22 protein-coding genes are annotated in these 22,059 nt (G+C 70.4%); 12 read left to right on the top strand and 10 right to left on the bottom strand.

Annotated elements, in window-relative coordinates; genetic code table 11:
- Positions 1 to 80 precede the first annotated feature (80 nt).
- From ABD259_RS18890 to ABD259_RS18880, 3 genes are all read left to right on the top strand, one after another.
- Entirely contained in the window at positions 81 to 959 is an 879-nt protein-coding gene (locus ABD259_RS18890) for a universal stress protein (RefSeq protein WP_344108628.1), read from the top strand.
- Between the two features lie 216 nt (positions 960 to 1,175).
- Entirely contained in the window at positions 1,176 to 1,973 is a 798-nt protein-coding gene (locus ABD259_RS18885) for a VOC family protein (protein ID WP_344164265.1), read from the top strand.
- Positions 1,974 to 2,249: 276 nt separating this feature from the next.
- On the top strand, positions 2,250 to 3,734 hold the full coding sequence (locus ABD259_RS18880; RefSeq protein ID WP_344108633.1) for a catalase: 1,485 nt from the start codon (positions 2,250 to 2,252) through the stop codon (positions 3,732 to 3,734).
- A gap of 86 nt (positions 3,735 to 3,820) precedes the next feature.
- On the opposite strand, the gene ABD259_RS18875 is transcribed toward ABD259_RS18880, so the two are convergent.
- Both ABD259_RS18875 and ABD259_RS18870 read right to left on the bottom strand, forming a co-directional pair.
- Complete coding sequence (locus ABD259_RS18875; RefSeq protein WP_344164262.1) at positions 3,821 to 4,519, bottom strand: Crp/Fnr family transcriptional regulator; 699 nt, start codon at positions 4,517 to 4,519, stop codon at positions 3,821 to 3,823.
- Positions 4,520 to 4,824: 305 nt separating this feature from the next.
- Positions 4,825 to 5,259 carry a hypothetical protein gene (locus ABD259_RS18870; protein WP_344164259.1) on the bottom strand — a complete coding sequence of 145 codons (435 nt, stop codon included), beginning with the start codon at positions 5,257 to 5,259 and terminating at the stop codon, positions 4,825 to 4,827.
- A 357-nt stretch (positions 5,260 to 5,616) separates the two neighbouring features.
- Here ABD259_RS18870 and ABD259_RS18865 point away from each other — a divergent pair, with 357 nt between their 5' ends.
- From ABD259_RS18865 to ABD259_RS18855, 3 genes are all read left to right on the top strand, one after another.
- Entirely contained in the window at positions 5,617 to 6,000 is a 384-nt protein-coding gene (locus ABD259_RS18865; RefSeq protein ID WP_344105918.1) for a DUF427 domain-containing protein, read from the top strand.
- 64 nt (positions 6,001 to 6,064) lie between these two features.
- Positions 6,065 to 6,466, top strand: coding sequence for a hypothetical protein (locus ABD259_RS18860; RefSeq protein WP_344105920.1), 402 nt, complete (start codon positions 6,065 to 6,067; stop codon positions 6,464 to 6,466).
- Positions 6,463 to 7,839, top strand: coding sequence for a dihydrolipoyl dehydrogenase family protein (locus ABD259_RS18855; RefSeq protein ID WP_344164256.1), 1,377 nt, complete (start codon positions 6,463 to 6,465; stop codon positions 7,837 to 7,839). Before ABD259_RS18860 ends, ABD259_RS18855 begins: the two co-directional genes overlap by 4 nt.
- Before the next feature lie 134 nt (positions 7,840 to 7,973).
- On the opposite strand, the gene ABD259_RS18850 is transcribed toward ABD259_RS18855, so the two are convergent.
- From ABD259_RS18850 to ABD259_RS18835, 4 genes are all read right to left on the bottom strand, one after another.
- Positions 7,974 to 9,353 carry a dihydrolipoyl dehydrogenase family protein gene (locus ABD259_RS18850; protein WP_344105924.1) on the bottom strand — a complete coding sequence of 460 codons (1,380 nt, stop codon included), beginning with the start codon at positions 9,351 to 9,353 and terminating at the stop codon, positions 7,974 to 7,976.
- 71 nt (positions 9,354 to 9,424) lie between these two features.
- Positions 9,425 to 10,267: a class I SAM-dependent methyltransferase gene (locus ABD259_RS18845; protein ID WP_344105926.1), complete on the bottom strand. Its 843-nt coding sequence runs from the start codon at positions 10,265 to 10,267 to the stop codon at positions 9,425 to 9,427.
- A complete protein-coding gene (locus ABD259_RS18840) occupies positions 10,264 to 11,898 on the bottom strand; it encodes a radical SAM protein (RefSeq protein ID WP_344105928.1) in 1,635 nt (544 codons plus the stop codon). Before ABD259_RS18840 ends, ABD259_RS18845 begins: the two co-directional genes overlap by 4 nt.
- A 37-nt stretch (positions 11,899 to 11,935) precedes the next feature.
- A complete protein-coding gene (locus ABD259_RS18835; protein WP_344164253.1) occupies positions 11,936 to 12,286 on the bottom strand; it encodes a glutaredoxin family protein in 351 nt (116 codons plus the stop codon).
- A gap of 192 nt (positions 12,287 to 12,478) precedes the next feature.
- Here ABD259_RS18835 and ABD259_RS18830 point away from each other — a divergent pair, with 192 nt between their 5' ends.
- The 4 genes from ABD259_RS18830 to ABD259_RS18815 all read left to right on the top strand — a co-directional run bounded on the left by ABD259_RS18830 (position 12,479) and on the right by ABD259_RS18815 (position 16,531).
- Positions 12,479 to 13,699 carry a DUF3179 domain-containing protein gene (locus ABD259_RS18830; protein WP_344164250.1) on the top strand — a complete coding sequence of 407 codons (1,221 nt, stop codon included), beginning with the start codon at positions 12,479 to 12,481 and terminating at the stop codon, positions 13,697 to 13,699.
- A gap of 2 nt (positions 13,700 to 13,701) precedes the next feature.
- Positions 13,702 to 14,280 (top strand): redoxin domain-containing protein, encoded by a 579-nt coding sequence (locus ABD259_RS18825; protein WP_344105934.1) that lies wholly within the window; start codon positions 13,702 to 13,704, stop codon positions 14,278 to 14,280.
- Between the two features lie 15 nt (positions 14,281 to 14,295).
- A complete protein-coding gene (locus ABD259_RS18820) occupies positions 14,296 to 15,198 on the top strand; it encodes a cytochrome c biogenesis CcdA family protein (protein WP_344105937.1) in 903 nt (300 codons plus the stop codon).
- A 274-nt stretch (positions 15,199 to 15,472) separates the two neighbouring features.
- Positions 15,473 to 16,531, top strand: coding sequence for a PrsW family intramembrane metalloprotease (locus ABD259_RS18815; protein WP_344164247.1), 1,059 nt, complete (start codon positions 15,473 to 15,475; stop codon positions 16,529 to 16,531).
- 116 nt (positions 16,532 to 16,647) lie between these two features.
- On the opposite strand, the gene ABD259_RS18810 is transcribed toward ABD259_RS18815, so the two are convergent.
- From ABD259_RS18810 to ABD259_RS18800, 3 genes are all read right to left on the bottom strand, one after another.
- Entirely contained in the window at positions 16,648 to 17,082 is a 435-nt protein-coding gene (locus ABD259_RS18810) for a hypothetical protein (RefSeq protein ID WP_344105941.1), read from the bottom strand.
- 114 nt (positions 17,083 to 17,196) lie between these two features.
- Entirely contained in the window at positions 17,197 to 17,715 is a 519-nt protein-coding gene (locus tag ABD259_RS18805) for a hypothetical protein (protein WP_344105943.1), read from the bottom strand.
- Positions 17,712 to 19,376 (bottom strand): multicopper oxidase family protein, encoded by a 1,665-nt coding sequence (locus ABD259_RS18800; RefSeq protein WP_344105946.1) that lies wholly within the window; start codon positions 19,374 to 19,376, stop codon positions 17,712 to 17,714. Before ABD259_RS18800 ends, ABD259_RS18805 begins: the two co-directional genes overlap by 4 nt.
- Before the next feature lie 402 nt (positions 19,377 to 19,778).
- Here ABD259_RS18800 and ABD259_RS18795 point away from each other — a divergent pair, with 402 nt between their 5' ends.
- Positions 19,779 to 20,504 carry a Crp/Fnr family transcriptional regulator gene (locus ABD259_RS18795; protein WP_344105948.1) on the top strand — a complete coding sequence of 242 codons (726 nt, stop codon included), beginning with the start codon at positions 19,779 to 19,781 and terminating at the stop codon, positions 20,502 to 20,504.
- A gap of 43 nt (positions 20,505 to 20,547) precedes the next feature.
- The gene (locus ABD259_RS18790) at positions 20,548 to 21,387 is read left to right on the top strand and encodes a class I SAM-dependent methyltransferase (protein WP_344105950.1); all 840 of its coding nucleotides are present in this window, start codon (positions 20,548 to 20,550) and stop codon (positions 21,385 to 21,387) included.
- A 116-nt stretch (positions 21,388 to 21,503) separates the two neighbouring features.
- Here ABD259_RS18790 and ABD259_RS18785 read toward each other — a convergent pair whose 3' ends face one another.
- On the bottom strand, positions 21,504 to 22,049 hold the full coding sequence (locus ABD259_RS18785; protein ID WP_344164244.1) for a carboxymuconolactone decarboxylase family protein: 546 nt from the start codon (positions 22,047 to 22,049) through the stop codon (positions 21,504 to 21,506).
- Positions 22,050 to 22,059 lie beyond the last annotated feature (10 nt).

Below are 22,059 nucleotides of genomic sequence, written 5' to 3'. Positions count from 1 at the left end.
GCCGGCCGGCCCCGGGCGCCCGACCACCGGGTGCGGGGATGCCGCGAAGGGAAGGTGTCTCACCAGGGAGGTCGAACCATATGTCGTCATCAATCCTCGTCGGCGTTGACGGTTCGGAAGCCAGTCTCGTCGCGCTCGACTGGGCGACCGAGGAAGCCGCACTGCGGGGAAGCCGGCTGCGGCTGGTGTCCTCGGCATGGGTGCCGGCGCTGGAACAGATGTTCGTCCACGACGTCGAGAGCTGGAACGGTCACACCCAGCGGGTGCTGTACGAGGCCGAGGAGCGCGTACAGCAGACGGACCCCGATGTGCGGGTGGAAACGAGCGTCGGATACCGGGAGCCGGCCGCCGCCACCCTGGTCCACGCCGGCCGCGAGGCGGACCTCATCGTGGTCGGCCTGCGGGGACGCGGGGGCTTCCCCGGGATGAAGATCGGTTCGGTGGCCTACGCGGTGGCCGCGCATGCCACCACCCCGGTGGTGGTCGTCGGCCCCGAGGCGCGACCGGTCATCACGACCCCGCAGATCGTCGTCGGTGTCGACGACTCCGACCTGGGTCGGGCCGCATTGCGCGCGGCCTTCACCGAAGCCCGCCTGCGCTCGGCGCTCCTGCGCGCGATCTACGCCGTGCGGGTGCCGCCGGACATCCTGGCCGTCGTCACCCTCGGCGGATACGACCTCGAATCCATGCGCGCCGATCGCGAGCGGCTCACCCGCGACACCCTGAAGGAATTCCGCGACGAGTTCCCCGACGTACAGGTCGAGACAGAAGTCCAGTGGGACGACGCCACCCACGCGCTCAGCCACGCGTCGGCTTCGGCCCAGCTGGTCGTCGTCGGGGCGCGCGGACGGCACGGCTTTCCGCTGCTGGCCCTGGGCTCCGTCGCGCACGGGGTCCTGCACCACGCGGCGTCACCGGCGATGATCGTCCACGTGCCCGACTCCCACGGTGAGCAGTAATCGCCGGGGCGCGCCCACGGCCCGGCGTCCGAGCGCCGGGAGTGCTCGAAGCTCCGGTGGTTGGCTGGGGTGCGGCGTGGGGGTCCTGTGTCGGTTGGGCGAGACTTTGCCGCATCGGGAGGGAGGAATGCCGGTGATCGGCGCCACACTCGGAGGGTGGAAGGGTGAATGTCGCCGCCGAAACTCTCGGACACCTGCGCACCCAGGGAGACCGCCATGATCACCACCGACTTTATTCCCGGCTCGCCCTGCTGGATCAAGCTGAGCACCCCCGACGTCGACCCCACGGTCGCCTTCTACCGCGGCGTTATCGGTTGGGACGCCGTGTCCGCCGGGCCCGACACCGCCGGATACGTGCTGTTCCAGAAGGACGGCAAGTCCGTGGGCGGCGTCGACCCGCTCATGGCCGAGGACGCGCGGTCCGTCTGGACGGTCTACTTCACCTGCTCCGACGCCGACGCCACCGCCCGCACGGCCGAGGGCCTCGGGGGCACCGTGCACATGAAACCCATGGACGTGCTGGACCTCGGACGCGCCGCGGAGATCTCCGACCCGCAGGGCGGGCGCTTCGGTGTGTGGCAGGCGGGCTCCTTCCCCGGCTTCGAGGTCGCGGACGCGGCGGGAAGCGTGTGTTGGACCGAGCTGTACACCCCTGACGCTCAGCGCGCCATGGAGTTCTACGCCGACCTCTTCGGCTGGGGGTTCCAGGACATGGACACGCCGGGTGACAGCACACAGACCTACACGCTCCTCACCCCTGCTGGGGCCGGGGACGAGCGGATGCACGGCGGGCTCATGCAAACAGACACCGCCGCGATACCGGGGGCCGAAGGCCGCGCCTACTGGCACCCGGTGCTGGCCGTGGCCGACTGCGATGCCGCCGTAGCCCAGGTCCGGGCCGGGGGCGGGCAGGTGTTCATGGGGCCGGAGGACGCCGAAGGCGTCGGCCGGCTGTCCGTGGCCCACGACCCCTTCGGGGCCGAGTTCGTCCTGCTGACCCCGTCCCCGGAGTGACGCCGCATGACCGCCCGCGCCGGAACGCGACGCGGGCGGCCGGGGGACGGCATCCCAGGGGTCTCCTTTTGATCTTCCGTAGGGGCGGTTGGGTCGCGCTTGGCATTAGTGCGCCGTGTGGGTGGGGACGATGCAGCCGAGGGTCCTGAGATGAAAAGTAGATTGAGGTTGTACCGTCGACGCGGCCTTCGTCACAGACGGCCGGGGCGCGCGGCCTGCATGGCACTGCGAGGCCGCTGGATCGACCGGACAGCCTGACCATAGGAGGTCCACAAGATGCCCGCCTACGGCGTGCCCGAACACGGAAACCCGATCACCACCACTGACGCGGGCGCCCCCGCACCCAGCGACGAGCAGTCGTTGAGCGTCGGGCGCGACGGGCCACTCGTTCTTCACGACGCGTACCTCATCGAGAAGATGGCGCAGTTCAACCGAGAACGCGTCCCCGAGCGCGTCGTGCACGCGAAGGGGACCGGAGCCTACGGCGTCTTCCGCGTGACCAACGACGTCAGCCAGTACACCTGCGCCGATCTCTTCCAGCCGGGGCGCGAGACGCCGATGCTCGCCCGCTTCTCCACCGTCGCCGGAGAGCTGGGTAGCCCGGACACCTGGCGCGACCCGCGGGGCTTCGCCCTGAAGTTCTACACGCGCCAGGGCAACTACGACCTCGTGGGCAACAACACGCCCATCTTCTTCATGCGTGACCCGCAGAAGTTCCAGGACTTCATCCGGTCGCAGAAGCGCAACCCGCGGACGGGGCTGCGCGACCACACGATGCAGTGGGACTACTGGTCGCTGTCGCCGGAGTCGGCGCACATGGTCACCTGGCTGATGGGCGACCGCGGGATCCCGCGCTCCTACCGCCACATGAACGGGTACGGCTCGCACACTTACATGTGGATCAACGCGGAGGGGCGCCGGGTCTGGATCAAATACCACATCCACACCGACCAGGGCATCGACTTCCTCACCCAGGAGGAGGGCGACCGTCTGGCCGGGGCGGACGCCGACTGCCACCGACGCGACCTATACGACGCCATCGAGCGCGGCGACTACCCGTCGTGGACGCTGAAGGTCCAGGTCATGCCGTTGGAGAACGCGGAGAACTACCGGTTCAACCCCTTCGACCTCACCAAGGTGTGGCCCCACGGCGACTACCCACTGATCGAGGTCGGCCGGATGACCCTGAACCGGATCCCGGAGGACTTCTTCATCCACGTGGAGCAGGCGGCGTTCGAACCCAACAACCTGGTGCCGGGTGTGGGCCCGTCGCCAGACAAGATGCTGCTGTCGCGGCTGTTCTCCTACGCCGACACTCACCGCTACCGGATCGGCGTCAACTACAACCAGTTGCCGCCGAACCGGCCGGAGGTACCGGTGCGCTCGTACTCCAAGGACGGGCCGATGCGCTTCTTCACGTCCAACACCGGGGCGGTCTACCACCCCAACTCGTTCGGCGGGCCGGACGCCGCCGTTCAGGAGGGCACGGAGCACGCCTGGTGGACGGTGGAGGCGGGTGACCTGGTACGGGCGGCCTACACCGACCACCGTGAGGACGACGACTTCGTCCAGGCACGGATGTTGATCAACGACGTCCTGGACGACGCCGCCCGGGACCGCCTGGTCTCCAACGTGGCCGGACACATGTCCACGGTCACCGACGAGGGCGTGCTGAGCCGGGCGATCAACTACTGGCGCGACATCGACCCCAAGATCGGTGACCGCATCGCCGACTCCGTTCGGGTCAAGCAGCCGGCTTAGCCGGGCACGAGAATCCACCCGAATCCACCGCGCCGACTCCCCGGGGGGTCATCGGCTCCCGGGGAGCGGTGTGCGTGGCGCCCGCCTCAGTGCTGCAGTCGGCGCAGATCGTCCAGGTCGAGGACGACCACGCTGCCGCGGCGCAGCCGGACCAGGCCCATATCGGCCAGCTCGCCGAGGGCCTTGGTGGTGCGCTCGCGGGTAGTGCCGGTGAGGCGGGCGAGCTGCTCGTGGGTGAGCTTGATGGGAGCCGGTTGGCCGTCGCCCGCGGGGTCAGCGATCTTGCATAGGGTCGCGGCGGTCCGCTCGGTGACGTTCTTGCTCATCACGTCCGTCAGCCTCTGCTCGCAGTCGGCCAGCCGCTCTCCGAGCTGCTCGACGATGCGGGTCGCAATGCGCGGGTCGGAGAGCAGCAGCCGGCGCACGTCGGCGCCGCTCATCAAACACAGCATCCCGGTACCCAGCGCCTCGGCCCAGGTGCCGTTCATCCGCAGGCCCAGTACCCGCATCTCGCCGAAGATGGTGCCGGGACCGGCGATGGCGGTGGTGATGGTGCGCCCGTCCTCGGCGACCCGGAACAGCCGCACCCGGCCGCGCTTGACGATGTAGAGGGTCTGCGCTCGCGTCGCCGGGGAGTGGACGATCTGCCCCGCGCGCACCGAGTGCGCCGGGGCCTGGGAACCGATGACCTCCATCTCGCCCTGACTGAGGTCGCGGAAGACCGCGACCTCCGACAGGCACCAGTGCCCCTCCGGGGCCGGATCCCGGTGGTGCGAGAGTTGCACCTGATCTCCACTTTCCCCGTGACCGGGGGGTCGTCCAGTTCCGCTTCTCCGATCATGTCAGGCTCGTCCAGCTCGGTCAGCAATTCCAGGTAAGCGGGGTTGCCTTGGGAGAGCATCCGATTCCCCAGCAGGAAGGTCGGGGCGCCGATCACCGACGCGGGGACCCGGGCCCCGGGGTCCGCCAGGTCGATGACCTCGATCGGCTGCTCCGGGCGCACCCTGCGCACCCACGCGACCAGGTCGAGCGCCCGCTCACACCCCGGGCAACCGGGGGCGACGAAGACGCGCAGTACAGGTCGCACGCCCTACACCTCGCGCCGGCTCAGGCCGTACAGCGCGGCGGCGGTGACGAGCCCGTAGACCACATGCCCCATGAGGCTCATCATGGCCGTCTGGTTGATGTTGAACACGGGCATGCCGAGCATGGTCGGCATCAGCACGAGGGCACCCAGGACCCACCAGACCATGCCGTAGACGACGCCCGCCCCGAGCAGCGCCCAGATCCGGTCGGCGAAGGCGCCGACGAGGACGCCGAACACCAACCCGATTCCGGCCGAGATCACCAGGTGGACGACTCCGCCCACCGCCGGGTTCTGACTGCCCACGAGCATGGCGACCATCGGCAGCATCCCCATCATCGCCATGAGCACCCCGAAGACGATCCCTCCGACCAAGCCGGCCAGTACACCGCGCCAGGCGTGTGTCACCGCGTGGGAACGGGCGTGAGCGATCGTGGACATGGCATCCACCTCCCCGACAGACACAGTCGCGTCCGCGACCTGCGGACGGCGTCATGCGGCCAGCGCCCCCGGGCCTCGCGCCCGCCGTCGGTGCCCTCGGTCACATGACGGCGCGGCGCTCCGAGGCGCCCGGCGGCGACCCGGGGCTCCGGGAGGCGCCTCTGACCACATCACCCATTGCATCCCGCGACCCCTGCCGCACACCTGATCCCTGTCGCATCGCTGACACTCTTTCCGATGGGACGGGGAAAACGAGGCGTACTTGAAGCGGCAGGTGGATATAGGCCGGAGCACGACCGCTGCCCCGCAGCGGGCCGAGGCCAGCGCCAGAAATCCGACAGAAGGGAGGTCTCGCCGATGATCCGCGCCGTGTGGAACGGTGTCGTGCTAGCCGAGGCCGAGCGCACCGTGAGCGTCGAGGGGAACCACTACTTCCCGCCCGACGCCCTGCGCCGGGAGCACTTCTCCGACGCCTCGACCCGCACGCTGTGCCCATGGAAGGGCGTCGCTCGCTACTACGACGTCACGGTGGACGGGCAGACCTACAACGATGCCGCGTGGTACTACCCGAACCCCAGCCCGCTGGCCCGCAAAATCAGGGGGTATGTCGCGTTCTGGCCCGGAGTCGGGATCGAACGCGTAGAGACCCCCGCGGATGTCGCGGCCTCGACCGATGATGGCGCGGCCACGAACACGCCGAAGCGCGGCTGGTGGAGATCACTGCTGGGAGGACATGCTTGAAACCTCCCGCGTACGACAGCGTTCCTCCCCGGCCCGACGGCCACGACACCGTCCGGAGCACCAGGTGCACCTCACCCGTCCCAACCGCGACTTCGTCTCCGTCCCCCGCCATAAGAGCGCGTCCCCGAACGGGAAGCTGCCCGTGGGCCGCATCGGCGTCGCCGGGGGTCTGGTCGGGATCCTGTGCTGCGTCGGCCCCACCGTCCTCGCACTGCTGGGGGTCGTGAGCGCCGGAACCGCCTACGTGTGGGCCAATGACCTCTATGACGGGTACGCCTGGTGGTTCCGGCTGGCCGGGCTCGCCGTCATCGGGGTGCTCGTGTGGCGATCGCTGCGCCGCCGCGGCCAGTGCTCGGTGACGGGGGTGCGCGGCGTCCGCTGGCGGCTGCTCGCTGTCGCGGGTGTGGCGGTGGCGACCTACGGTGGCCTCTACGCGCTCACGACCTGGTTGGGGACTTTCGCGTGAAGCACGATCTGCTCGTCATCGGCGGCGGGTCCGCCGGGCTCGCGGCGGCCCGCACGGCCGTCGCGCGTGGTGCGCGGCCGCTGATGGTCACCGACGGCCCGCCCGGAGGCGACTGCACGTTCACCGGGTGCGTCCCGTCCAAGACCCTGATCGAGGCGGCGGCGCGGGACGACGATTTCGCCACGGGCATCCGGCGGGTACGCGAGGCGGTGGCGCGAATCGCCGGGACCGAGGACGAGACGGCGCTGGCGGGCGAGGGGATCGAGGTACTGCGCGGGCGTGCGGTGTTCCGCTCACCCCGCGAGGCCGAGGTCGAGGGGCGCGTTCTGGCAGCCAACCGGGTGGTGATCGCGACCGGCAGCGAGCCGCGGATTCCTCCGATCCGCGGTCTGGACGATCTGGACTACCTGACCACCGACACCGTATTCGAGCTCGACGCGCTGCCGCGCCGCCTCGCGGTCCTGGGAGGCGGCGCCATCGGCTGCGAGCTCGCCCAGGCCTTCGCCCGGTTCGGCGCCGAGGTCACCGTCGTCGAGGCGCAGGAGCGGCTACTGCCCGGCGAGGACGCCGAGGCGTCGCGCGTGCTCGCCGACCGGTTCAAGGCGGAGGGCATCACCGTGCGCACCGGCGTTTCGGCGGCGCGGGCGCGTCAGCTGGAGGGGCGCTGTCGGCTGGAGTTCGACGGTGGGGAGCCGGTCGCGACCGACCGTGTGCTGGTGGCGGTCGGCCGCGCCCCGGTCACAGCGGGCCTGGGGCTGCGCGCGGCGGGGGTGGCGGTCGAGGAGAACGGCGCGATCCGGACCGATGACCACCTGGCCACCACGTCCCCGCCGGGCATCTACGCCGCGGGCGACGTGACCGGCCGGTCCCTCTTCACACATGCCGCGCATCTCATGGGTCGCATCGCCACCGACAATGCGCTACGGAAGGGGCGGCGGCGCCGCTTCTTGGCGTCCTCGATCCCCCGCGTGATCTTCACATCGCCCGAGGTGGCCCAGGTCGGCCCGACCGAGGAGCAGGCCGCGCGCACCGATTCCGACGCGCGCATGGCCTACCTTCCGATGTCGGAGGTCGACCGCGCGATCGCGGCCGGGCGGACCGACGGATTCGTCAAGATCATCGCGGCCCGGCGCCCCTGGCTCGGCACCCTTGGCGGCGGTCGCGTGCTCGGCGCCACCATCGTGGGCGAGCGCGCCGGTGAACTCATCCATGAGATCGCTCTGGCGCGCCAGACCGGCATGTTCACCGGGCGCCTGGCCCAGACCACACACGCCTACCCCACCCACGCCGTGGCGGTCCAGCAGGCCGCCGCGCAGTTTTTCACCGAGTACGGGGGCCGCCGCGCCCACCTGGTCCGGAGCTCGGCGGACTGACCCGCGACGGACCCCGGCCCGTCGCCGGGCCACCGGGCCTCGACGCGCCCCACCCGTCCGTGCCCCGGAAGGTCCGCTCGCGCGAGTGCGGCGCGGCTGGTCCAGTCCGGTTCCCCCTCCCGCTGGGGAGATGGTCACCCCGTGGCGAGGTCGTTCAGGGCGTCCTCGATCGCGCGGTGGAAGGTCGGGTAGGCGTAGATCATGGAACGCAGGCGCTTGGTGGGGACGTGCGCGTGCACGGCGACCGCCAGAGCGCCCAGGACCTCTCCCCCGTTCGGGCCGATGGAGGTCGCACCGATGAGGACGCCCGTGTCGGCGTCTTCGACGAGCTTGATCAGGCCCTCGTTGCCCGCCTTGTGGATCCAGCCGCGGGCGGAGGAGGGGACGCGGGCGGTGCCCACGCGGACGTTGACGCCCATGTCGCGGGCTTGGGACTCGGTCACACCGACCGCGCCGACCTCGGGGTCGGTGAAAGTCACCCGGGGGACCGCGTGGTATTGGGCGCCCGGTCCGTGCTGTTCCAGGATGTCGGCCGCGGCGATCTTCGCGTGGTAGACGGCCACGTGGGTGAACGCGCCCTTGCCGACCACGTCGCCGATCGCCCACACACCCGGCGCCGCCCGCAGGTGATCGTCGACCTCCAGCGCGCGGGCGTTGGGGTCCTGGCCGATGGTGTCCACACCCATGTCGCGCAGGTCCGCGCGGCGGCCGGTGGACACCAGCAGGGCCGCGGTCCGCACCTCATCGTCGCCGATATCGATGCGGAAACCGGAGCCGTCGTGGGAGACGCCCCCGATCTCCACCCCGGTGCGGACGGCTATACCTTCGCGCCCCAGCACCTCGGCGATGAGCTCGCTGGACTCGGGTTCCTCGGGGCCGAGGATGCGGTCGAGTGCTTCCAGGACGGTGACCCGGGCACCGAAGCGGGCGTAGGCCTGGGCCAGTTCCAGCCCCACAGCGCCGCCGCCGATAACGCACAGCGACTCCGGTACCTCGGTGGCCTCGATCGCCTCGCGGTTGGTCCAGTACGGGGTGTCGGCCAGGCCCGGGATCGGCGGCACGGTGGCGACCGTTCCGGTGGCGATGACCACCGCGCGGCGCGCTTCAAACTCGCGGGTACCGTCCGCGCCGTCGACGTCAACGGCGACAGCGGAGGGGCTGAGGAGTCGGCCGGTGCCGCGGACGAAGCGGGCTCCCTTGCCGACGAGTCGGTCCACCGCGATCTTGTCGTTCCAGTTGGTGGTGGCTTCCTCCCGGATGCGCCGCGCAACCGGCGCCCAGTCCGGTGTCACGCTGCTCGTCCCGGCCAGCTCCGGGACGCGCCGTCCTTCGGCCAGCGCGTCGGCCGCGCGGACCATCATCTTGCTCGGCACGCAGCCCCAGTACGGGCATTCACCCCCGACGAGGGTGGATTCCACGCCCACCACATCGAGCCCGGCCTCCGCGAGGTCCCCGGCAAGCGCTTCGCCGCCCGGTCCCAGCCCGATGACGACGACATCCACCGATTCCGCCATGGCGTTTCACCTTCCTTGTTGGCTGCTGGCGGCGGGCGGCAGGACCGTCGAGGACATGGCCCCGGTGCCGCTTACCCGCCCGTTGTCTCCGCGACGATCAGCGTGTAGCCGATCGCGCCCTCGTCCACCGCCCGCCGCGCCGCCCGCAGGTAGGGCGTGACCGCGGCGGGGTCCACCCCGGCCGCGGTCAGCCGGTGCGGGGCGGTCATCCGCAGCACCGCGATGCGGGCGTCGATCCGGTCGATCATCCGGCCGACCGCGGCGTCGTGCCGTTCCATGCGCATGGGGCGCAGCCCGGCATCGCGCAGCAGCGCGCCGTATTCTTCGGCGGGCCGGGCGTCGGCGATGCACGCCACCCACCCGGCGATTCCGGCCAGCTCCTCCGGCAGCCCGTGCGGGGCGAGGGTGACGTCGGTGATGCCGACACGGCCGCCGGGGCGCAGAACGCGGGCGAACTCCGCGGCGGCGGCCGCCTTGTCGGGGAAGGTGCAGAACGCGCACTCGCAGATCACGGCGTCGTAGGCGGCGTCGGGTACCGGGAGGCGTTCGGCGTCGCCGTGCAGGAAGCGGACCCGGTCGGCGAGGCCGGCGTCCTCGGTTGTCTCCCGGGCGCCGCGGACGGCGTCCTCGCCCAGGTCGACGCCGTCGACGGTCGCGCCGAACTCGCTGGCCAGCAGCCGCGCGGTGGTGCCGGGTCCGGAGGCGATGTCGAGCACCGATTGCCCCCCGGACAGCCCGAGGACCTCGGCCAGGCGTCGGGTGAGGGTGAGTCCGCCGGGGTGGTAGGAGGCGCCGAGCAGCAGCGCGACGGCGTCGGTGCTGTAGGCGGCGGCGCAGCACGACTTCAGGTCGACGGACGGGCTGTCGGGGGCCGCGGCGGGCTCAGGGCCCCCGGGGAGAGGACGAATGGTCATGACTCCACCGCCGGGGTGCCGACGTTGGTGCTGTCCGGGGCGATCGGGGCGTCGGAGACGGGTGCGGCGGCCGAATCGGCGGGGGGCGCCTCTCCGTCGGGGGCGGGTCGGGCAACGCGGGAGCCGTAGGGGGAGTCGATGGTGACGTCGGCGAGTTCGGCGGCGTTGGGCACCACGTCGGCGACGGGCACCCCGGACATCCGCGCGCGCACCTGCTCGCGGTAGCCCACCGAGTTGTAGGCGCAGAAGGGGATGATCCGCCCGTCGGGGGTGATCTCTTCGACGCAGCACTTCATGAGCTGTTTGACGTTGAGGGTGTAGGGGTCGAGGAAGTCCTGCACGACGATCATGAACGCCCTGTCGCCGAGGTCCTTGGCGGCCTCGGGCAGGTCGATGCCGCACGACGCGCACTCAGCGGCGGCCGCCGCGGTCTGGAGGTTGCTCATGGTGCCGGGCGCCCCCATGAACGCCGACGCGCTCCACAGCCGCTCCAGGGCGGCGCGCAGCTCGGGGTCGGGCATGACCCGGTTGCTGACGTAGTCGAGGTGGTCGTCGATGTCGACCAGGCGCGGGATCGGCACGACGTCGGTCCGCTCCGGTTTGCGGTCCACCAGCAGGTAGGTGATGGACCGGCAGGTCGGGAAGCAGCACGGGACAGGGAAGAAGTCCCCCGGCTTGAACCAGTCCGGACACTGCTTGTTGATCATCTCGATCACATCGGAGTTGGTGAGCCGGGTCAGCGGGTCGAACTCCACGTGCCGCCCGGAGTGGGTGACCGGTTGGAAGGAGACCGACCGCACGGCCGGGTGGTCGATGCCGAACCGGATGATGTCGCCGACCTCGTGGTCGTTAAGGTCGCGCTCGACGGCGGCGACCAGGGTGACGGTGAGCCCGGCCTCGGCGCAGTTGTCCAGTGCCCTGCGCTTGAGCTCCCGCAAGTCCTTGCCGCGGATGGCGCGGTGGGTGGCTTCGTCGAAGCCGTCGAACTGCAAGTAGATGTTGAGCGAGGTGCGGTTGTGCCCGTCGCGCTCGGCAAGCGCGTCGACGAAGCGCCGGTCGGAGGCCAGCCGGATGCCGTTGGTGTTGAGGTTGACGACCTTGATGGGGCGCTGCTGGGCGAGGTCGATGAAGTCGAGGATGTCCTTGTGGATCGTGGGCTCGCCGCCGGAGAACATCACCACCTCGGGTTCGCCCTCGGCCGCCACGAAGGTGTCGAGCATCCGCTCGCACTGCAAGCGGGTAATGGAGTACCCGTCGGGTTGATGTCCGGAGTCGGCGAAGCAGATCGGGCAGTCGAGGTTGCAGCCGCTGTTCACCTCGATGATCCCCAGGCAGGCGTGCTGCTTGTGCTCGGGGCACAGCCCGCAGTCGGACGGGCAGCCGTCCTTCACCTCCGTCTGGAAGGCCAGCGGGAGCGTGCCCGGCTTGTTGAACCGGGACGACTCCAGGTACAGCTGCGCATCGCCGTAGACCAGGGCCTCGAACATCCCGTGATCTCGACATCGTTTGCGCAGGTAAACCTTGTTGTCGCGAATGTTGACCTGCGCGTCCACCACGACCTTGCACACCGGGCAGATGCTCTTGGTGTACTCGACGAATACCTCGTCGCGATCGCGTCGGCTCTCTGGCACTCGCACCACTCTCCCAGTCTCTTCGACGGCCGTGTCTCTAACGCCCGCACCACGCCGAGAGCCGCGCCCACCACCCGCGCGGCCCGCGTGCGGGCGGTGCGGCGGCTTGTGCCCGCTGCTCCAGGATGCGCGGAGCCTGGTCCCTGACCGCCTCCACCACCTCTGCGGGGCGCGGGTTGACCATGGCGGCCGATCCCACGACGACCGTGGGCACGGTCTCGTCTCCGCCGGTGATGTCCCGTACTCGGGCAGCGGCGGCGTCGTCCTCCCAGATGTTGATCTCGCGGAGCGGCAGCCGTTCCTTGCGCAGGCGCCAACGCAGCGCCATGCAGAACGGGCAGCCCGGTCTCCAGTAGAAGTCGATGGTCTCGGTATGGGTTTCGGCCATCCCCGCCCCTTCTTCGGTGTGTTCTCGTCTCCTCCGTTGCGGCCCATCCTCACGGATCGAAGAACGCACGCCAAGAGACTGTCCGGGGGCTGACACATCACCGGCGCGCGGTCGGCTCCGGATCCGAGACTGAGAAGCGGGGGTCGCCATGCGGAGACGACCGCCGCACGAGGCCGGGAGGACAGGATGAGGGTGCGGGCTCCGAGGCGGGGACGAGCACCACTGGGGGTGGCCGCCGCCACCGTCGCGCTGGGCCTGTTCCTGTCCTCCTGTGCCGACCAGGCCCCCGAGGAGGGGAGCGATCAGCGGACGCCATCGCCCGACCTGGAGCTCGGGCCCTTCGAGGATGTCCCGTCCGCCATCGACGATCCGGCGGCCGACACCCTGCCCGAGCCCCTGATCGATGTGGACAGGCTGATCAGTGGCGGCCCGCCGCCCGACGGCATCCCGGCGCTCGTCGATCCGGTCTATGAGGATGCCGCCGACGTCGACTGGCTGGAGAGCCCCGAACCCGTCCTGGCCGTTTCCCTGAACGGCGACCACCGCGCCTTCCCCGTGCGGATCATGGTCTGGCACGAGATCGTCAACGACACCATCGGCGATGTTCCCGCGGCCGTCACCTACTGCCCCCTATGCGATTCCGCGCTGGCGTTCGACCGGCGCGTCGGCGGCGCGGACGGGGGAGACGAACCTGAGCGCGTCCTCGACCTCGGCGTGTCGGGTTTGCTGTACAACTCCGACCTGGTGATGTTTGACCGGCAGACCCACTCGTTGTGGCCGCAGATCGAGGGGCGGGCGGTGGCCGGCACGCTCACCGGGACCGAGCTGGAGCGGATCTCGGTCACGGTGATGGACTGGGAGCGGTGGCACGACGCCCATCCGGACGGACGGGTGCTCAGCCAGGACACCGGCCACGACCGCAACTACGGCCTGACCCCCTACACCGGCTATGACGACCCCGAGAGCGACCCGTTCCTGTTCGACGAGGACACCGATGCGCGCATGCCCGCCAAGACGCGGGTCGTGGGGCTGGGCGCGGACGACACGGCCATCGCCATCCCGGTACAGGAGACCGCCGAGCGCGACGTCGTCGAGGTCGACGTCGGCGGGACGCCGGTCACGGTGTGGATCGAGCCGGGGGTGGCCTCCGCACTGGACAGCGCCCAGATCGCCGAGGGGCGTGAGGTGTCCGCCACCGGCGCGTTCCGGCCTGAGGCCGATGGGCGAAACCTGACCTTCGAGGCCGTCGACGACGGCTTCACTGACCAGCAGACCGGCAGCACCTGGAACATCCTCGGCGAGGCCGTCGAGGGGCCGCTCGCCGGTCAGCGGCTGCCCGCCGTGGACCACGTCGACACCTTCTGGTTCGCATGGGTGGCGTTTTCCCCTGATACGGAAATCAACACGAGGTGACCATGGAGACGACATCACGGGGCACGGCCGTCCTCGCCACACTGGCGGCGGCGGTCGTCGGGCTGTCGGCGTGCGGAGCGCCGGACAGCGAGGACGGCGCCGCGGGCGGTGGCGGCGGACAGGCCTCGGAAAGTGGTGGTGCTGGTGCCACGCCCCCCAAAGCGGGCGAGACGCCACCGGCGCTCGACTTCACCACCCGGACCGTCGACGGCAACGACTTCGCAGGCGCCGAGCTGCAGGGCAAACCGGTCGTGCTGTGGTTCTGGGCGCCGTGGTGCACCGTCTGCCGGGGTGAGGCCGAGGGTGTCATGAAGGCGGCCGAGCGCCACACCGACGACGTGAAGTTCATCGGGGTCGCCGGGCGCGGCGAGGTCGACGACATGAAGAAGTTCGTCGACGACACCGAGACCGACGGCATGACCCACATCGTCGACGACGACGGCTCGATCTGGTCCGGCTTCGAGGTCACCGGTCAGCCCGCCTTCTCGTTCCTGCGGGCGGACGGCACCTTCCACACGGTGTCGGGCACGCTGAGCGACGCCGATCTCGACGGCTACATCGCCGACGACCTCACCGGCTGAGGCGGGCGGATCCTTATGGAGCAACTGCCCTACGCGATCGCCGTGGCGGCGGGGATGCTGGCCGTGCTCAACCCCTGCGGGTTCGCCCTGCTGCCGGGCTACCTCGCACTGCTGGTGGCCTCGGATGCGCAGACCGAGGGGGGCACCCCGGCCGGGCGGGCCGCGCGGTGGCGGCCGCTTGGCCGAGCGCTGGCCACGACCGCCGCCATGACCGGCGGTTTCGTCGCCGTTTTCGCCGCCTTCGGGCTGGCCGTCATGCCGCTCGCGCTCTCGGTGGAGCGCTACCTGCCGTGGGCGACGGTCGTCATCGGTGTCGTGCTCGTGGGTCTGGGCGCGTGGCTGCTCAGCGGCCGGGAGGTCAAGGTGCTGCTGCCGACACCGACGCCCGGCCGCCCCACCCGCTCTCTGCGCTGGGCGGCCACCTATGGCGTCGCCTACGCCGTGGCGTCGCTGTCGTGCACGGTCGGCCCGTTCCTCGCGGTGACGGCGAGCGCGTTGCGCTCGTCCACCCCCGTCGGGGCGGTGGGCGTGTTCCTGGCCTACGCGGCGGGGATGGGCCTGGTCATCGGCGTGCTCACGGTGGCGGTGGCGCTGGCCCGCGAGGGCGTGGCCGCCCGGCTGCGCCGCGCCCTGCCGTATCTGAACCGGGGCGGCGGCGCGCTGCTCGTCCTCGCCGGGGCCTACGTCGCCTACTACGGCGTCTTCGAGCTGCGGGTGCTCTCGGGGGCCCCGGCTGAGGACCCCGTCGTCGGGGCCGCCACCGCCATCCAGTCCACCCTGGCCCGCCTGCTGGGCGACATCGGCCCGGCGTGGTTCGCGATCGCCCTGGTCGCGGTGGTCGGGCTGGGCGCCGCACGCGCGCTGTGGCGCTCCCGGCGCGGCCGGGCCGCGTCCGCCTCCCCCTCGGATAAGGGCTAGGCGCACCTGTGCGCTCCCGCGAACCCGCGAGCTGGCACAGGAATGCACCTTCTTTGCACGGGCTGCCGCAACTCGAACGAGTTCTGGATGCTCTGCAGGGGCGTATTTCAATCACCGATTGCTACTTTTTGAATACGGTTGGATACATGAAGGTAAGGTTTGTGCCGCTGCGACACACGGGGACACTATGCGTGGTACACCGACGCCGGGGGTCGTGCACTTTTGGGGACGGAGACCCACCTCGGCCAGCAAGCTTTTCCAGCCCAGACGCGCGGTGTGGTGGGTACTGACCGCGGCGTTCGTCATTGCCGCCGTGCTGCAGGTGATGACCTTCTCCACAATGTTCACCCAGCCCATTGGGGCGTTCGCGGTTTTGGCGACCGTGGTGTGGGCGGTGTGGACGCTGATCGGCGCGTGGCTCGTGGGCCTGGCGGATGTGTATTCCCGCGTGCCGACCTCGGTAAGGTTCGCCGCATTGGCATGGGGGGCCTTCTGCGCGATCCTCCTCTCCGGTCCGCTGGTCGGGGTCATCGACGCCCTCGCGCAGCCGCTCATAGGCGACTACAGCGCGGCGGTATCGGCGCCCTTGATGGAGGAAGCCGCCAAGTACCTCGGCGTGGCGCTCATCGCGGGTGTGGTGCCGGTGCTGTTCCACCGGCCCATCACCGGGCTACTCTGCGGCATGCTCTCCGGCCTGGGCTTCTCTTTTTGGGAGAACCTGGGCTACACCAATGCCAACCTCGCCGAAATCCAACCGCAGGCGGACACCGCGACGTCGATCACCACCGTGTTCACTATGCTCGGCGAGCGCGGTGTGTTGGGCGCGCCGTGGGGACATCTGGCATTCACCGGTCTGACCTGCATGGGCATTGTGTACTTCGTTGCCCGAACCGACGTGACCCGCGCCCGCCGGCTTCTGGTCGCCGCCGGTTTCCTCGTCGCCGGCATGGCCTTGCATGGACTGAACAACCTGGACCCAGCCCTGCCCGACCCGTACTCGGTGATCATCTTCCCGGTGGTGATCATCGCGGAGCTGGGGGTGCTCGTTGGCTTGATCATCTACGCGATCCGGGCCGAGCGCCGGTGGTTGCGCGACCTGACCGAGGCCGGGGTCGCCTCCTCAGTGATCAGCCCGCAGGAGGGGCGGGACCTGGTCTCCCGGCGGAAACGACGTCGCGCCCGTAAGGCCCAGGAACCGTCGGCGCGGGAGACGATCGTGCCCCGGCAACGCGCCCAGATCGCCTATGTGGATGCTCTCGCCGACAGCGCGCCCGCGGCGGAGGTCGACGCCCTTCGGGCGCGGGCGGAGGCTCCACCCCACCGCCCCGGCTGACCGGTGGCGCGCCCGAAACAGCCAGGGCCCATCCGCTGCCTGCTCGCTCCGCGCGTCCTACGGCGTCTTCGGAGCGGGAGGGAAGTGAGGGACGGTGTCCGCCCCTCACATGTGACTCACGCCGAGCGGCGGCTGAGGAAGAAGAACGCCACCGCCGTCACCAGGCCGTAGATGACGTGGCCCATCAGGCTCATCATCGCGGTCTGGTTGATGTTGAACATCGGCATGCCCATCATCGTCGGCATGATCACGAGGGGGCCGAGGACCCACCACACGACGCCGTAGGCGGCCCCAGCGCCGAGCAGGGGGCCGATGCGCTGGGCCAGGGAGCCGGCGATCACACCGAAGACCAGGCCGATGAAGGCCGAGATCATCAGGTGGATCACCGCCCCGACGACGGCGCTCTCGCTGCCCATCATCGAGGCGATCATCTTCAGCATGCCCATCATGGCCATGAGCACGCCGAAGACGATGCCTCCCGCGATCCCGGCTACCGCGCCCTTCCAGGCGTGGGTCACCACCGGCGAGGCGGACTGGGTGGTCGACGACATGTAGTTACCTCCAGCTTCTCACATGGGGCACGAGCCCCATTGATGGGTTCGCGCCCCACCCTGTCGAGCTGGATGTTCCGTCTTCGGTACCCGAGGTCACACAGCGCGCATCCGTTACGCATCCGCCTTCAGGTTGACCTGGGGGACACCGACGAGCAGCGTCAGGACGTAGTTGGTCGGACCGGCCGGGAGGCCGATCTGGCTCGGGTCGTCCGTCGGCGGGTCGGGATCGAGGCAGACCGCGACCGCGCCGACGCCGGTCAGTCGGAAGTCGAAGGTCTCGATGGTCGACGTCCCGTCGATGCGGCCCTCGTTGGGGAACTCACCGGTGCCGATGAGTTCGGCCCGCCCGCCCAGCGGGAGCTGGGGCACCTTGGTCGGTTCGCAGTCCTCGGGATCGCGGAGCTTCCAGTGCACGGGCGTCGCGGGCAGCTGGACCTGGATGTGGGCGTTGGTGGGAACGGTCTGCGGCATCCAGGTCCCGCGCCACCAGTACAGGGCGTCGCGGTGCTGCTGGGTGAACAGGTAGATCCAGTCGCCGGCGGTGGGTGTGCTGGAGGCGGTCAGGGCCATCATCAGCGCGACCGCCGCGGCCGCGATTCCGACCGGTCGCATGCGCTTCGTCGCCGTCATCGCCGTGCCGCCCCCTCGGCCGGGTTGATGAGCAGGGTCCCCATCATCCCGTTGTCCTCGTGCGGCAGGATGTGGCAGTGGAAGACGGTCTTGCCGGTGATATCCGGACGGAAGAAGGTGCGGATGGTCACCTCTCCCTCGGGCGGCAGCCGGAAGGTGTCCCACCAGATGTCGGGGCTGGTCTGCCAGGAGGTATCGCCCTCCGGAATGCCCTGGACGTCGATCACCTGGAACGGGTTGACGTGGATGTGGATGGGGTGCTGGAACACGTCCTCGTTGACCAGCCGCCACTCCTCCACGGTCCCGGCGACGACTTCCTGGTCGATGCGATCCTGGTCGAAGAGCTGGTCATCGATGTAGAACCGCACGCCCATGCCGTCCTGGCCGGAGATGTCGCCGCTGAACGTCAGTTCGCGCCGGTTGGCGACGGGGAGGTCGGGCATCCGCGGCGGCTCCACGAGGTCGACGGGGATCCTGCCGTTGGCGGGTTCGCCCTCGACGACAAGGGTGCCCAGATCGACCCTGGGGCGGTCCCCGCCCGGGTGGCCCTGGTCGTAGGCCTCGGCGTAGATCGTGTAGCGGCCCGGGGAACCGCCCTTGACGATGAACTCCGCCCGATTGGCCGAGCTCAGCATGATCGAGGGGACCTCGCGGGTGCGGCCGAAGGGGATGCCGTCCTGGCCGATCTGGTACAGCGGATGCTCCTCGACATGCAGCCACATGTTGCGGTGCGGGCTGGCGTTGAGCACCCGCCAGCGCTGGGTCTCACCGGGCCGGATGGAGACGTCCGGCTGGTACTGGCCGTTGAGCGGGAAGAGCATGCGGGTGGGCACGGCCGGAATCGAGGAGAACGGGGTCTTGCCGGCGGTAGGGACGACGACGGCCATGGGCACCTCGCCGTCCTCGTTCAGCCACATCTCGTTGATGACGATGACGCGCTCGCGCGCCGCCTTGACCTCGGGCACCTCGTCGATGTCGCCTTCGACGACGATCGGCCCCGACAACCCCATCCACCCCTGGTGGGAGGTGGCGCCGTGGAAGTGCGGGTGATACCAGTGCAGCCCGGCCGGGTGATCCTCGGGGATCTGGTACTCGTAGTTGTGGCTCTGCCCCGGTTCGATCCGCAGGAAGACGTTGTCGGCCGGGTCCTCCGGGGACACCTGCATGCCGTGGGTGTGCAGGTTGGTCGACAGCAGCATCTGCGGCAGGGTCTCGCCCTCCTTCACATGGCCCACGGCCCCGGGAAGGCACTCCAGCGGCCCGCCCGCGTTCTCCCCGGGCCGCGTGGCGCACATCGGCGGGGCCGCGTTCAACGGCACGCCCATCGGCAGCATGCCGTTATGTAAACCGAGCCGCACCGTGTCCCCGGGACGGAACCGCAGCATCGCGCCGGGCAGCATCCCGTTGTAGGCGTCGACGTGGAGGCGTCGGCCCCCGACGGTGAAGCGCGCGGGTGCCACGTGCAGGTCATAGTCGAGCACGCCGTTCTCACTGCGGATCACCGGAAGATCGCGCAGCGGCTCGCCGACGCTCTCCTCCGTGCCGCGCAGCACCGCATCGCGCAGCCGGGCGCGCACCGGGTCCGGGAGCAGCCATCCTCCCGACAACAGGGCTCCCGCCGCGAGCCCCCCTCCGCCCAGCAGTAATGACCTTCGGCGCATGTGTCCTCCCATGTCGGATCAGTGACTCATTGTTTCGAGAAAGTCACCAAGAGCAACAAAGGGGCGAGTGAAGATTCCTTGGGCACCCGCCCGCGGGCGGGACGCGTCCGCGCACCCCAAACGCATCCATGTGAGGACATTGCCGCACGGGAAGGCGAACACATGGGACTACTGTCAGTAAGACGACACTACTTTCGGCGATACGTTGTGGTCTGCCTGATATATCCATTCCGGTTCCGCGCAGCGAGTGCTGGGCATCCCCCCAATGCGCCGCACGCACAGCCGATATATCCCCGCACCGAACAGCCGCGTCGAGTAGTTTCGAATCATCACCGGCACCCCGCGCCGTGCGCCAAATGAGGCGCAGGGGTGCCGCGGACGATGAGGGGTGCGAACGACAGCATGAACGGCGCACACGGATCGGCGATGGAGCGCGCCCTCCAGCTGCTGGGCGGGCAGAGCGACCAGCAGCTGCAGCAGGCCGCCTGGGTCGCCCGCTGCGTGGGTCGGGGCGCCTCGGCGCCACTCACCTCCGAAGACGTCTCCGCGCTGGCCGCGACGCTGAGCCGCCGCACGGTGACGCGCGGCGCGGTGGCGTACGGCGGCCGGGGCGACCGGCCCGGGGTGTGGATCGTCCGGTCGGGGCGCCTGGAACTGGCGGCGGGCTCAGGGGCCGGGCGGGTCGTCGTGCAGATCCTCCGGGACGGCGACGTCGACGGCGACATCCAGCTGCTGCTGGACATGCCCCTCCCCTACACCGCCCGCGCCCTGGACGACGTGGAGCTGCTCCACCTCCACCAAGAGGACTTCGAGCGGCTGCTGGCCACCCGCCCGCCGATCGCGCGGCGCTGGCTGTCCAGCGTTGCCGAGCGGCTCAACACCAGCCACATGCGGATCCTGGGACTGCTCGGGCGGACCCTCACCCAGCAGACCGCGCAGCTCCTGCTCGATGAGGCGGTGGAGGGGGACATCGCCCTGCCGCAGCGCACGCTAGCGGCCATGCTCGGGGTGCGGCGCCCGTCGCTCAACAAGGTCCTCAAGGAGCTGGAGAAGGAGGACCTGATCCGGGTGCGCTACTCCGCTATCGACATTCTCGACCGCCAGGCTCTGGTCCGGCGAGCGCGGTGAGACCGCGCCCGCGGCGCGGCGGGACAGCGGGGGAGGCGATCGCGTGAACGAAGAGGAGTGGCGCCGCTTCCTGGCGGAGTTCCACCACGCGCGGCCCGCGATCACCGAGCACCTGCTGGGGCGGGCCGACGCCGCACCCTATGCCTGGGTGGCCGCGCCGCTGCGACCAGTGTCCGGGCCCGTCGTGGACCTCGCGTGCGGGTCCGCGCCGACGCGGACGGAACTGCCCGGTGCCCGCTGGGTGGGGCTGGACTCCTCGCCCAAGGAGCTGCTGTACGCGGCGGCCCGCCGACGCGGCCCACTCGTCCGGGCTGACACGGCGGCCCTCCCCTTCGGCCGGGATACGGTCGCGGGGGTGTGCGCGGCGATGAGCCTGCAGGTGGTGAGCCCCCTCGACGCGGTGCTGCGGGAAGTCCACCGCGTGCTGCGGCCCGGCGGGGTGGTGGCCACGCTCACCCCCGCCCGTCTCGGCACCTCGCCCGCCGGGCTGTGGGGCTGGCTGCGGGTGCTGCGGTCGGTGGGCGTACTGCGGCTGCCCTGGCCCAACCCGCAGGCCTGCGACAAGGCGGCCGATGTGCTGCGCGCACACGGGTTCGCGGTCGTCACCGACGAGCGCCGCGTCTTCCAGCTGGACATGTCCACGCGAGAGGCCACTCGCCTCCTGCTGCACAGCCTCTACCTGCCGGGCGTCGACGCCGAACGCCTCGCGGCGGCCGAGGCCGCCCTGGGCTCCTGGGCGCGGCCCGGCCGAACGCTGCCCCTGCCGCTGCGGCGCGTGGTGGCCCGTCTCCCCGAACGCCTGGAGGCGGCCGGTTCCGAGGACGAGGACGAAGGCGCGAAGCGGGGGACCGGCGAAGCCGGAGAGGAGCGGCCCGCGGCCTGACCAGCCGGTCATGCCACTCAGGGTCGTCGCCAGCAACCGGTGCGGTACGTCCACCGCACCACGATGTCGGCCGCTCCCCTCCGGTGCTTCCGGTGACGCGGAAATACGTCGGGTGCTCAGTCCAGGCCGGGAGCCTTGGGCAGGTCCAGACCGGTCTGGGCGTAGTGGTTGAAGTAGTTGGTGAACACGTTGACGATGACGTGGGTGTAGAGCTCGGCCAGCTCGACGTCGCTCCACCCGGCCCGCCGCGCGGCCTCCCAGGTCTCCTCGGCCACCTCGCCCCGGTCGGCGGCGATCTCGCGGGCCACGGCCAGCAGCGCGGCCAGCCGCGGGTCGGCGGTGAACGTGCCCGAGCGGATGTCCACAGTCTCGTCCAGGCTCCACCCGGCGGCCCGCCCGGCGGCGGTGTGCGCGGACTGGCAGTAGCCGCAGTCGTTGGTGGCGCCCACGGTCAGCGCGATCGCCTCGCGGGTGCGCGCGTCGAAGGTCCCGTGGTCGGCGATGGCCTGGCTGATGCCCTGGTAGGCGGCGAGGACAACCGGGGCGTGCGCCATTTCGCCATGGATATTGAGCACCATGCCGAATTTCTTTTCTAACGACCGCAGCGTCTCCCGGGCCGCCTCGGGCGCGTTGTCAACGGTGTGCACAGGGATGCGCGGCATACGTCCTCAG

Origin of the sequence: Nocardiopsis rhodophaea, assembly GCF_039530945.1 — a bacterium.
Classification (GTDB): domain Bacteria; phylum Actinomycetota; class Actinomycetes; order Streptosporangiales; family Streptosporangiaceae; genus Nocardiopsis_C; species Nocardiopsis_C rhodophaea.
The sequence above is the reverse complement of the archived record's forward strand: the minus strand, read 5'-3'. Positions and strand labels throughout refer to the sequence as shown.